The organism is Aidingimonas lacisalsi, assembly GCF_008079445.1.
In the GTDB taxonomy this organism is placed as follows: Bacteria; Pseudomonadota; Gammaproteobacteria; order Pseudomonadales; family Halomonadaceae; genus Aidingimonas; species Aidingimonas lacisalsi.
Genome location: NZ_VRYH01000016.1, coordinates 22,460 through 34,429, shown reverse-complemented (window position 1 = coordinate 34,429; position 11,970 = coordinate 22,460). Strand labels below are relative to the sequence as shown.

Here is an 11,970-nt window from a genome sequence, read left to right as displayed (position 1 = left end):
TGCGGCCGGTGTGCTACCAGAACCTGCCGGGCACCCTGCTGCCGACGGCACTGCAGGACGACAATCCGCTGAAGGTCACGCGCCTGGTGGATGGCAAGCGCGAGCAGTAAGCCTACCCGCCCTGCAAGAAGACGAGCAGCCCGATGGGCTGCTCGTCTTCGTCAATCATGGATTACGCTCTGCTTACAGCTACTTGTCAGCAGCTTTCAGGTAGCTCGGAATAGCCACTTGGCCTTCGCGCCGGAAATGTGCAAGACGGTCGAGAACCTTGGATTCAGAACGTGTCAGGTGTTCTTCAAGCGCTTGACTTGCCTCACGCGGCTTATCCTCGAGCATCCGTTCAAAAATCCAACGATGCTCATCGAAAAATGGGTCATTATCGGGTAGCTCAATGGAAGATCCCAGCAGGTGCTTGCTGATCAAAAGTATGGGGCGAGCACGGCTCAGCATATTCGATATTTCTTGATTCCCACCTTGGCTTACCGCATCACCATGCAAGTCATTTTCAAGCTCATCAAGCAGTTCACTGCTGACATGAGGGTATTTAGCAGAAGCATGCTCGAGCTTATCAATATAATTGGAAATATCTTCTTTGGGAATTCTCGTTGTTGCGCAGCCAATCATGAACGGCTCTAACTGACGCCTGGCCTCATAAAGGTTATGCAGACGGTCATCATCGAGGGGAACCACTCTCCAACTACTATACTTCACTTTTTCCAGCACACCTATCGATTGCAGGTGCAACAAGATTCTGTGGGTAATCGTTCGGCTAACATCCAACACCCGAGCCAATTTCAGCTCGTTAAGCTCAAACGACCCTTTCATGGAACACAGCACAATATCGCGTTCGATAGCTTCCGCATGTACAACCCAGGAATCCTGACGCTCTACATTGGAAAGCTCCCCGAGATTCTTGATGTCCTCTGACGTGATGGGTCTTCTGATGACTTCCGCAGGACTGTCACCAACAAGATAGCCTCGTCCATCAAAACGGCTCACTTTACCTTCATCGTGCAATTGACGAAGCGTTTGTCTGACGGGTGAACGACTCATACCAAACAATTCCGCGATATTACCTTCCAGTAATACCAGGCCTGGCTCAAGTCGCCCACTCTCCATCCCTTTATCAAGTGTCAAATATAGTTGCTCTTTTAGCGTTTTCATCATTCAGAACAACCACTGTATGCGACATTCATGTAACAGCACCAACCATCCATGGCACGAACTCATTGTTCCCATATCCAAGTGACTCACTGGCACTTAATTTCCCGGAGGCAATAGCAATAATCTGTTCAAAAATTATCTCGCCAAGCTCATCGACACTCGCCATGCCATCAACGATCATTCCACAGTTGATATCCATGTCCTCGGACATTTTTTCATACATTGCGGTGTTAGTTGCAAGCTTGAGACACGGAGAAGGCTTATAGCCCGATACTGACCCTCTGCCGGTCGTAAAACATACCAGGTTGGACCCCGAGGCGATTTGACCGGTAACAGAGACTGGATCATAGCCAGGACTATCCATGAAATTAAACCCGGGCCGTTTTATTCTCTCTGCGTATTCAAGCACATCATTCAGACTGGAGCTGCCACTTTTTGCCACGGCCCCAAGAGATTTTTCCAGAATCGTCGAAAGCCCCCCGGCCTTATTTCCCGGAGATGGGTTATTATTCAGTTCAGCACCGTTGATTTCAGTGTAGTGTTTCCACCAGGCTATGCGTTCCAGCAATTTCCTAGCGATCTCTTTATCGATGGCACGTTCGATCAGCAAATGCTCAGCACCATAGATCTCAGGTGTTTCACCCAAGATAACACTCGCCCCATGCTTCACAAGCATATCAGAAGCAACACCCAATGCAGGGTTGGCGGTGATACCGGAGTAGCCATCCGAACCACCACATTGCAATGCCACAGTAAGATGTTTCAGAGGTGCTGGTTGGCGTTCAATGCCCCCGTAGTTCCTTGCCATTTCATAAACTTGACTGCAGGCCCTGGTAATACTCGAGCGAGTTCCACCAGTGTCCTGAATATTGAAATAAGAAAGCCGGGAGCTGTCTTCAATCCCGGATTCCTTTACTAATCTCTTGACCTGGTTCGTTTCACATCCCAAGCCAATGATAAGGACAAAAGCAAAATTAGGATGCTGAGCGTAGCCAGCTATGACACGCTCCAAAAAAGCAAACCCTTCAGACTCAGTGTTCATGGCACAGCCCGAACCGTGAGTGATCGCGACGACACCGTCGAAACCAAGGTCTTGAATCTCCTGGGACTTATTCAGTTCATCAGCAGCTACCTTGGCAACGGTAGCCGAACAATTGACGGTCGAAAGTATGCCGATATAGTTGCGAGTGCCTACGGAACCATCCGCACGATGGTACCCTTGGAATACCCGATCATTCTCTATCACTTCCGTTTTTTCATGCGGAGAGAAGTCTTGTAACGACGAGCTTTTATCGGTCATTGCAAGATTGTCGGTATGTATATGCTCACCAGCAGCGATATGGCGATTCGCAACCCCGATGACCTGCCCATACTTATAAACGGGTTCCCCACTGGAGATGTCGCATAAGGCGATTTTATGGCCTGCATCGATATTCTCTTTCGCGACGATGCCCTCAGCACCAATAGGCATTCCAGTCGCTATCGCCGTAGAGGCTACACCCGCATTATCTCGTGCGCTCAGTCGAATGACTGACGACGAGCTATTAATGAGATCCATTTTCATCTCCAACTCGATACTGAAGTCTCCCGACGCGAAAGGCCGGGCCGACCAACAACCTCACTGGCATGCCGGCACCTTAGCAAGTCCTGAGACACCGTCGATTAGACCATGGTCTCAAATAATGGTTATTGAACGCAATGTTCATTTACTCTAGATTGCCTCTGTGCGCCGATGGGCTACACGCCAATGCCCAACGCCATACGAATCACAAACGATGAGGCATATAACATGAACCGAACAATGAGCATGACCAGAACGATCGGACTGACCCTGGTAACAGGCGCCATGGTAGGGGGATCGCTCACCGCCAATGCAGCAACCTCGTTGCGCCTTGCCCATACGTTCAATCCCGGCGAAGCAAGCTACGAGCTATTCGACAAGCTGCCGGACATGATCGAACAACGTACGGATGGCGACCTCACCATCCAAGTGTTCCCAAGCGAACAACTCGGCTCGGAGGTCGAGCTTCTGGAACAGGCGAGCGAAGGCTCTGTCGATATCGTGATTCCTGGTTATTCCGGCGCCAGTACACTGCTGCCGCCATTGGAAATATCAAACGCCCCATTCATGTTTCAAAGCTGGGATGAGGCAAAGCACATACTCGAAGGCAAGGCCTATCAACCCATCTTCGACGAGCTGGATGAGCAATACGGTTTAACGCCTCTCTCCAAAACATGGTATTGGGGATGGCGTAACCTGACCGTCAATGGCGAAGAAGTGACTCAGGTATCCGATATGAAAGATCTGAAGATCCGGGTTCCCGAGTCCCCCGCCTGGGTAGAAATGATCAATGCCTTCGATGCATCCGCGACTCCTATCCCGTTCAGTGAAGTGTATTTAGCACTGCAACAGGGAACGGTAGACGGCCAGGAAAACCCGATTCCGACTATTTATGCAAGAAAGTTCTACGAGGTCCAAGATAACTTGGTCATGACTCGCCACATGCTACAAAGTCAAGTCGTCCTCATAAACAGCGATAGCTTCAATTCTCTATCAGAAGAAAACCAGGAGATTCTTGAAAGTAGCATCCAGGAACTCTCTGAAGAAAACTACGCCATGCAAAGCAGCCGAGAAGATGAAATGTTAGATGAAATGAAGAGCAAGGATATGATCAATGTCATTGAGGATATCGACCGCTCTTCTTTCGAGAAAGCTGCACAATCTGCATACGGCGAGCTGACTGACCGTTGGGGAGAAGGACACTTCAACCGCGTCATGAATGAAATAAAAGCTTATCGAGAAGCCAACTAACGGATCACACCGGACCCTTCGTTCAATCAACCACCAACGAACGAAGGGTCCATGAGCGACTTAGGAGTTATTCATGAAAGAGTCACTACTCCATCTCAATAGTTGGATACTCAAGTATGAGAAACTTGCAGCAGCAGCGCTCCTAGGTACCGTAACCTTGCTACTGGTAGTTGGCGTTTTCTTTCGTTACGTTATTGGTAGCCCCTTCGTCTGGAGTGAGAGTATTGCGAAACTTCTAATTGTCTGGCTAACATTCATAGGGACTAGCATATCGTTTGCTGAACAGAAACATATAACGGTAGACTCCATTATCAAGAAGATTCCCGCAGGCCTTCAGTTCCTTATAAGAACGGCTATATTCCTATTATCTCTTATAATACTGTTGTACATGATAAACCTTGGGTACCATTACACGAAAGGTGTCATCAACAACACCTCTCCTATTCTAGGCATCTCCATGAGTTTTTACTCTCTATCGATGCCGGTAATGTTTGCTTTCAGTGCATTCCACCTCGTTACCAATATTTTCATAGACAAAAGCTTTATTGCTTTTGAAACGGCAGAATAAATTATAGGAATGCGATATGCTACTTGTAATAATCCTTCTCCTATTCACGCTGATCTTACTAGGTATGCCTATTGCGTTGGCGATGATGGGAGTATCCGTTGTCTCGATCATTGCTCTGGATATTCCCATGAACGTACTAGCGCAACGGGTATCCTCAGGCGTTCAGTCATTTCCCCTCCTGGCCATACCGCTGTTCATGCTGGCAGGCGGGATCATGAACAAAAGCGGCATCAGCGAACGACTCTTCGATTTCTGCCGTTCGCTGGTCGGCCATCTTCGCGGTGGTCTGGCACATGTCAACGTGCTATCGAGCGTGTTGATGGCCGGTATATCAGGGTCATCCCTTGCCGACTGTGCCGCGACCACCCGCGTCATGGTCCCACAGATGGAAAAGCATGGGTATGACCGTGGATTTTCCGTTGTCCTGACGACCTCGTCCGCTACGTTATCGCCAATCATCCCGCCATCGATCTTAATGGTCATTTATGGATGGCAAGCCAACATTTCCATTGGTGATCTTTTCATTGCAGGCATCCTGCCGGGATTACTGATTGCTTTCCTGTTGACATCACTGATCACGCTGATCAGCTTCTTTAAGCAATACCCCAAGGACTCGGCGTTCAACAGGCAACGCGTATACAAGACTCTAAAAACCTCGATATGGGCCCTGTTCATGCCGGTCATCATTATCGTTGGTTTCCGGATGGGTATTTTTACGGTAACGGAAGTCGCGGCTATTGCTGTCGCTTATTCATTTTTTGTAGGAAAATATGTTTATGGTTCACTAAACTGGAAAGATATGGGTGAACTACTCACTTCCACTGCAAGAGAAGCTTCATCGATCCTTATCATCATTGCTGCTTCAGCCCCCTTATCGTGGTCCTTGAGTATTCTGCAGGCCCCTCAGGAAGTAGTGTCCTGGATCACAAGCATTACCGATAATCCCTGGCTAGTACTTCTGCTACTCAATATAGCACTTCTCGTCATCGGCATGTTCATGGAGACGATAGCTGTCATTATCGTTCTAGTGCCGATCTTGATTCCCCTTCTCAATTCTTTGGATGTTAGCCTAGTTCATTTCGGCATCGTCATGCTCTTCAACTTGTTGATCGGGCAAATCACTCCCCCTCTAGGCGTATTGATGTTTGTCAGTTGCAATATCGCAAAACTAGACACCATGCGTTTCTTACGCGCTTCGATTCCTTTCTTTTTAACATTACTGGCAGCGCTTCTGGTCGTAACCTACGTCCCCTGGCTGTCATTGACATTCATTAACTGAGGTTATCATGGATAAATTAAACTTGATTCAAGTTACCAACGATCATGGACAGGCTATCGCCGCCCGTGTCAATGGCGATATGCTGCACCTCCTGGATAAGCCCCTCTATGATCTTGCTTTAGCAGCTGCTAATCATGGCCATTCCCTGCATGAATTGGTTGAAAAACATACAACTGACATAGCATTAAGCTATGCTAGAGCAATTGGCGAACAACGCATTCTCTCCCCTATCACTCATCCGGATCCATCTCATCTGTTGTTGACTGGAACAGGATTGACACACTTAGGCAGTGCTGCACCACGGCATAATATGCATGAAGCCCCATCCAGCGGTGAGGCCCAGCAAGAGAGTGCTACGGACACACAGCGTATGTTCGAGCTCGGAGTCCAGGGAGGGAAGCCACAGGACGGTGAGACCGGTGTACAGCCCGAATGGTTCTACAAAGGAACCGGGTATATTCTGAAAGCGCCTCACTCTCCCCTGGCAATGCCCGATTTCGCCCTTGATGGCGGCGAAGAAGCCGAATTGGCAGGAGTGTACATCGTCAATGACTCGGGTAAAGTTTTCCGCATTGGTTACACTTTGGGTAATGAGTTTTCCGATCATATAACTGAAAAACAAAATTACTTATATCTAGCGCATTCAAAATTGCGGGACTGCAGTATCGGTCCTGAAATACTCATCGGTGAACTCCCTGAAGAAGTCACAGGTCACATCTCGATCCGCCGGTCACAGAATACCATCTGGTCAAAAGATTTCCTTAGTGGTGAACGGCATATGTGTCATTCCTTGTCCAATCTAGAGTATCATCATTTCAAGTACGCCCCATTCAGGATACCGGGCCAAGTTCATGTGCATTTCTTCGGGGCAGCAACCCTGAGTTTTGCCGATGCTATTCAGCTGCAAGCGGGGGATGAAATTCACATTTCCAGCAACATAACGAGTCATCCGTTGGTCAACTCGTTAGAGACAGCATCAACGAAGTTCTCCACTATCCTCCCCCTATGACTATACGCCGCTTGCAAACGTAGAAACCAGGACAAAAAAGAGCAGCCAAACATGGCTGCTCGTCATTCATCGGGGAAGACATACCCGGCGATCAAGGAGTCTTGATACTTTGCGAACGCTCTTCGAGTACAGCAACGATACCTTCACATGCCCCTAGAATATGTCGTTCCAACAGTGCACAGGCGCTATCCACTTGACTTGTTCGAGCCAGTTCCAGTAATTCGTGATGCTCTTTCTCGGCTTTCTCTATCTCTTGAGTGTAGAGTAGCTGCATTCTGATATAACGATCTGACTTGGTATTGATCTGGGTTATCAGTGATAGCGTTTCGGGAAAACCTGCAGGAGCGTAAAGTGCTTTATGAAATGCAAAATTGTATTCACTCCAGTTGTCGATATGATGACCACTATCCAGAGCAGAATCATATTCACTCAAGATATTTTCGGCGTTCGTGATATCTTGATCGGTAAGATTGGGTATCGATGCTCTTAATATATACGTTTCCAGCAAAACACGTAGATCGAATAACTCGCGTATTTTATCGACGGATAACTCGGTGGCAAAAGCCCCCCGATGCGCATGAAACTCCACCAATCCCTCGGATTCTAACGTAAATAACGCTTCTCTGACGGGAATCCGACTGACAGAGTAGTCCTTGGCCAGCGCATCCTGGCGAAGCTGTGTACCGCCTTTGAACTCCCCTCCCAGGATACGTCTTCGAAGATCATCCGCGACATGCTGAGCACGCGTCTTATAAGTTTCCATAGAGTCGACGTGTTCCCCAGAATTTTATATATTTTATACACCGCTTCTTCATTTGTCCATGAATGAAGACTGAGTCATCTTGGCGTAAGCGCCATCGTGAACGTATCGTAGTACAAGGAAAAGTGCCTGGCATGCAGGCCAGGCACTGGAACTTGGAGTCTCGATACTCTCAATGCTTTACTGGGATGTTGCCGGCTGCCCCTCGAAGTTTGCCTGTGACTCGCGTTCATTCTTGGACGGCACTCGCCAGATCGCTATGTTGGCAAAACCATAGAAGATCGAGATCACAATCACCAGCATGTGGTACCACATGAAGGGTAGATAGCTCATGGTGGCAACCCCTAGCGTCGACGCCATGAATACACCACCATCCGTCCACGGCACCATGGGTGTCGTAATCGTCCCCCCGGCTTCGGTATTCCGTGACAAGACTCGACGGTCCACACCCTGATCATCGTAGTTTTTCTCGGTAATCGTACTGGCAGTAATCAGCGACACATAAGCCGCCCCGCCAAACACATTGCCGAACAGGCCACCTAGCATCGTGGAAATCGTCAAGCGGCCAGGGTTGTTCGCCCAACGCAAAAAGTTGTTGCTGATGGCCTTCAGCACGCCGATTCGTTCCAGCAAACCACCAAGACCCAAGGCAAAAAGAATCAGTGCAATGACACCCAACATGGATTCGATGCCACCTCGGTTCAGCAATGTATCGAGAAACTCCACATCAGATTCCAGAGAGTTGCCGACATAAGCGATCCGAATGGCCTCGATGGGATGGATACCCTGCACCAACCACGCACATATACTGCCCAGCAACGCACCAAACGCGATGACAGGGATCGCCGGGTATCTGCGTGTCAGCAGTGCGATGACTATGAGCGCAGGGACAAGCAACCATACACTGATCGAAAACTGATCCCCTAGGGCTTGCATCGCAACCTGAGCACGTGATGTATCTACACTGTCACTGATGTAGAAAAACCCGACCACGAGGAACAATACCGAAACGATCGCTATGGCGGGGGCACTTACCCAAAGCATGGAGCGTATGTGGTCGATCAGGTTCACTTTACATAGTGAAGCCGTCATGACGGTCGTATCGGACAAGGGAGACATTTTATCGCCGACATAGGCACCGGAAATCACGGCGCCTGCCACGAGGGGCAGCGGGATACCGAAGCTATGGCCAATTCCCATCATCGCGACACCGGCGGTTCCCGCCGTGCCGAACGATGTGCCGGTTGACAGCGACGTCAAGGCACAGATGACGAACGCCGCGAATAGAAATATCTGCGGGTTCATGACGGACAACCCATAATAGATGATGCTGGGCACGATACCGCCGGCAATCCAGGTACCTATCAATGCGCCGACAGTCGTCAGTACCAGCACGGCCTCCATGCCATTATATATGCCATCGATAATGCCTCTTTGCATGGTTTCATAAGGCATTTTCAGCCTGAGGCCTAACGCCATGACAAGAAACCAGGAAGCAAAAAGCGCTAACTGTATGGGAAGCTCGAAAACATTGATGCATAAAAAAATGATAGCTATAAAGCCGACCATGACAGAGACGACTTCTGTCATGGTCGGTAATCTTATACCATTCTCAGCAGAAGACATACAAACTCCTTTACTTTTGTTTTCTATATTTAAATCATGCGAAACGAGAAATTTTATATGGTTTTAGTGATATGCAGACATCATCTTTCTGAAATGTGTTTCTGTCTCCTCCCACTGCTAAATTACCGATAATTTCGGCTGTTATCGCGGCTTGTGTTAGTCCTAGGTGGTGATGACCAAAAGCGAGAAGAATTCGTTCATCTTCTTCGTAGCAATCAATGACTGGTAATGAATCGGGAAGTGAGGGTCTAAACCCCATCCATGGAGAGGCATCTTCAATATTCAGTCTCGATTTGAATAAACCATCGCTCAATTTATGAAGTTGCCACGCACGTTTCATCATTGCCGGTTGCTTGAGCCCGGCGAATTCGACAGTCCCTGCCAACCGCAATCCGTGACTCATGGGAGTCATGATGAATTTGCGCTCGAGGGAGGTCACCGCAACAGGGAGGCGGCCAGTTTCTTTCGGCAGCATCAAGTGGTACCCGCGCTCCGTATCCAACGGAACATGAACCCCCGTTAACGCTTTGGTGAGTTGTTGAGAATGAGCACCACAGGCGATAACGACCTTCCTGGTGACCAGTACCCCAGCGCTTGTCGTAAGCGTGATTCCTTCGCGTCCCTTCTCGGCTTTCACGACATCGGCGGTCTTGAAATCGACTCCATGGCGTCTAGCCGAGTCCACCAGGCTATTGACGACACTGAACGGCTCTACCACATGCCCTGTCGCCGGAAAGAATAGCCCCCCCATGATGCTATTGGAGAGCGCCGGTATACGCTGCGCGACCGCTTCACGTGTCCACGATTCAACGGGCACGCCGTGTTCACTCATGCGCGCAACAACATGATCAGCCTCGTCTTTCCCCTTCGCGGACTCATAAATGAGAAAGGAACCGGACTCTTGCAGCAAGTGGGATTGGTCGATGGAAGCGAGCAAACGCCTCCAGGCCGGCAGACTCTGTTCATTCAGCGCTCTAAGACCGCTGACACTGTTTCGATAAGAGGTTGGGCGTAAATTCCATACTAAACGGGCAAACCAGGGTAGGGCCTTGGGTACATACTTCCAATCGAGACGCAAAGGCCCCATGGGATCTACCAACATGCGTGGCAATCGCTTCAAAATCGACGCATCGGCAATGGGAAACACCTGCTCAGTGGCCATATGTCCCGCATTCCCGTATGAAGCCCCCTTCCCTGGTGCCTGACGGTCCAATACCTGGACGTTCGCCCCCTGACGACTAAGTTCCAGTGCGCATGCGGCTCCCACGACACCGGCCCCGATCACGATAATATCGGCGTCATAGCCCCCAGGATGTGCTGTGTCTTCTGAACCCATGGTGATCTTGTCCTTGGCATCGAAGGCAACTGCTTCATGTTGTTGTCGATTGTATAAAATATATTATAGTAATCGTCAATTCAATGTCGACGAAGGTGGCATGAGCCATAGCGTAATGGACCTGTGTCTCCGGCCATCACCTGCCGCTTACGACTCGCCTGAAACTCGCTGTGGAGGCGATTCCCACTTCCGCTCTAGGCGCTGTTCAGACGATGCCTAGCATGGTTGAGCCTTGTCATCGCACGCGATGAACGGTCATGCCACTAAAGATTGATACAGATGCTGTTAGACCCGTGGTTGACGCTTTCTCATCCGACATCTGCCCATCCTGACCCCATCATGCATACAGCACGCCTTCACAAGACTGCCTGAAGATTGTATAAAATATAAAAATCATCAAGCAATACATGACCACTGAACTCCCCATGACACCGGAACGACAGCACAACACATACCGAGGGTTCTCATGAGACGCATCGAGGTCATTGACTCCCACACCGGGGGTGAACCAACACGACTAGTACTTCAGGGATTTCCCGACCTGGAGGGATCGACCGTTGCCGAACAATGTGACGCTTTACGCAATACGCATGACCGATGGCGTCAGGCATGCATGCTGGAGCCGCGGGGCCACGATGTGCTCGTCGGTGCGCTTTATTGTGAGCCGCAACGGCCCGGCTCCACGTGTGGTGTCATCTTTTTCAATAATACCGGGTACCTGGGAATGTGTGGTCACGGCACGATAGGACTGATCGCCTCACTGCAGTATCAGGGCATGATTGCGACCGGTACCCATGTCATCGAGACCCCAGTAGGCAGTGTCAGCGCCCAACTGGATGATGAAGGCGACGTAACCATCAGCAACGTTCTCTCCTACCGATACCGAAAGCAGGTTCCCGTCGATGTGTCTGGCTTCGGCATCGTTCACGGCGATATCGCTTGGGGCGGTAACTGGTTTTTCCTCGTCAACGACCATGACCAATCACTCCAGCTCGATAATGTAGAGCACCTGACCGCGTTTACCTGGCAAATTCGCCAAGCGCTCGAAGCCCAATCCATCACTGGCGACGGTGGCGCGTTGATCGATCATGTCGAGCTGTTTACCAGGGACACGAGTGCCGACAGCAAGAATTTCGTGCTATGTCCGGGCAAAGCGTACGACCGTTCCCCCTGTGGAACGGGCACGAGTGCCAAGCTCGCCTGCCTGGCTGCGGATGGCAAATTGGCCGAGAACGAAATTTGGCAGCAAGCAAGCATTACGGGCAGTCAGTTCGAAGCCTACTATCGATGGGAGGATGACCATATCCGTCCTTACATCAGAGGTCGGGCCTACATCAGTTCTGAAAGCACTCTCTTGATCGACGAAAAAGACCCGTTTGCATGGGGAATAACCCCCTCGTGAACCCGTTATCGTCC

At 49.8% G+C, this 11,970-nt stretch carries 10 protein-coding genes; 5 read left to right on the top strand and 5 right to left on the bottom strand.

Annotated elements, in window-relative coordinates; all coding sequences use genetic code 11:
- Nucleotides 1-189 precede the first annotated feature (189 nt).
- Together FVV99_RS18060 and FVV99_RS18055 are read right to left on the bottom strand one after the other, a co-directional pair.
- Entirely contained in the window at nucleotides 190-1,167 is a 978-nt protein-coding gene (locus FVV99_RS18060; protein ID WP_148255519.1) for a GntR family transcriptional regulator, read from the bottom strand.
- 25 nt (nucleotides 1,168-1,192) lie between these two features.
- Nucleotides 1,193-2,722 carry a UxaA family hydrolase gene (locus tag FVV99_RS18055; RefSeq protein WP_148255518.1) on the bottom strand — a complete coding sequence of 510 codons (1,530 nt, stop codon included), beginning with the start codon at nucleotides 2,720-2,722 and terminating at the stop codon, nucleotides 1,193-1,195.
- A 231-nt stretch (nucleotides 2,723-2,953) separates the two neighbouring features.
- On the opposite strand from FVV99_RS18055, the gene FVV99_RS18050 reads away from it, so the two are divergent.
- The 4 genes from FVV99_RS18050 to araD1 all read left to right on the top strand — a co-directional run bounded on the left by FVV99_RS18050 (nucleotide 2,954) and on the right by araD1 (nucleotide 6,832).
- Nucleotides 2,954-3,976, top strand: a complete 1,023-nt coding sequence (locus FVV99_RS18050) for a TRAP transporter substrate-binding protein (RefSeq protein ID WP_161599050.1) — start codon at nucleotides 2,954-2,956, stop codon at nucleotides 3,974-3,976.
- 73 nt (nucleotides 3,977-4,049) lie between these two features.
- The gene (locus FVV99_RS18045) at nucleotides 4,050-4,544 is read left to right on the top strand and encodes a TRAP transporter small permease (protein ID WP_148255516.1); all 495 of its coding nucleotides are present in this window, start codon (nucleotides 4,050-4,052) and stop codon (nucleotides 4,542-4,544) included.
- 16 nt (nucleotides 4,545-4,560) lie between these two features.
- Nucleotides 4,561-5,823 (top strand): TRAP transporter large permease, encoded by a 1,263-nt coding sequence (locus tag FVV99_RS18040; RefSeq protein WP_148255515.1) that lies wholly within the window; start codon nucleotides 4,561-4,563, stop codon nucleotides 5,821-5,823.
- Between the two features lie 7 nt (nucleotides 5,824-5,830).
- Nucleotides 5,831-6,832 (top strand): AraD1 family protein, encoded by a 1,002-nt coding sequence (gene araD1, locus FVV99_RS18035; protein ID WP_148255514.1) that lies wholly within the window; start codon nucleotides 5,831-5,833, stop codon nucleotides 6,830-6,832.
- Nucleotides 6,833-6,923: 91 nt separating this feature from the next.
- Here araD1 and FVV99_RS18030 read toward each other — a convergent pair whose 3' ends face one another.
- The 3 genes from FVV99_RS18030 to FVV99_RS18020 all read right to left on the bottom strand — a co-directional run bounded on the left by FVV99_RS18030 (nucleotide 6,924) and on the right by FVV99_RS18020 (nucleotide 10,554).
- Nucleotides 6,924-7,595, bottom strand: coding sequence for a GntR family transcriptional regulator (locus FVV99_RS18030; RefSeq protein WP_148255513.1), 672 nt, complete (start codon nucleotides 7,593-7,595; stop codon nucleotides 6,924-6,926).
- Nucleotides 7,596-7,772: 177 nt separating this feature from the next.
- Nucleotides 7,773-9,182 (bottom strand): Na+/H+ antiporter NhaC, encoded by a 1,410-nt coding sequence (gene nhaC / locus FVV99_RS18025; RefSeq protein ID WP_269090070.1) that lies wholly within the window; start codon nucleotides 9,180-9,182, stop codon nucleotides 7,773-7,775.
- Between the two features lie 70 nt (nucleotides 9,183-9,252).
- Nucleotides 9,253-10,554, bottom strand: coding sequence for an NAD(P)/FAD-dependent oxidoreductase (locus FVV99_RS18020; RefSeq protein ID WP_148255511.1), 1,302 nt, complete (start codon nucleotides 10,552-10,554; stop codon nucleotides 9,253-9,255).
- 466 nt (nucleotides 10,555-11,020) lie between these two features.
- On the opposite strand from FVV99_RS18020, the gene FVV99_RS18015 reads away from it, so the two are divergent.
- A complete protein-coding gene (locus FVV99_RS18015; protein ID WP_148255510.1) occupies nucleotides 11,021-11,956 on the top strand; it encodes a 4-hydroxyproline epimerase in 936 nt (311 codons plus the stop codon).
- Nucleotides 11,957-11,970: the final 14 nt, after the last annotated feature.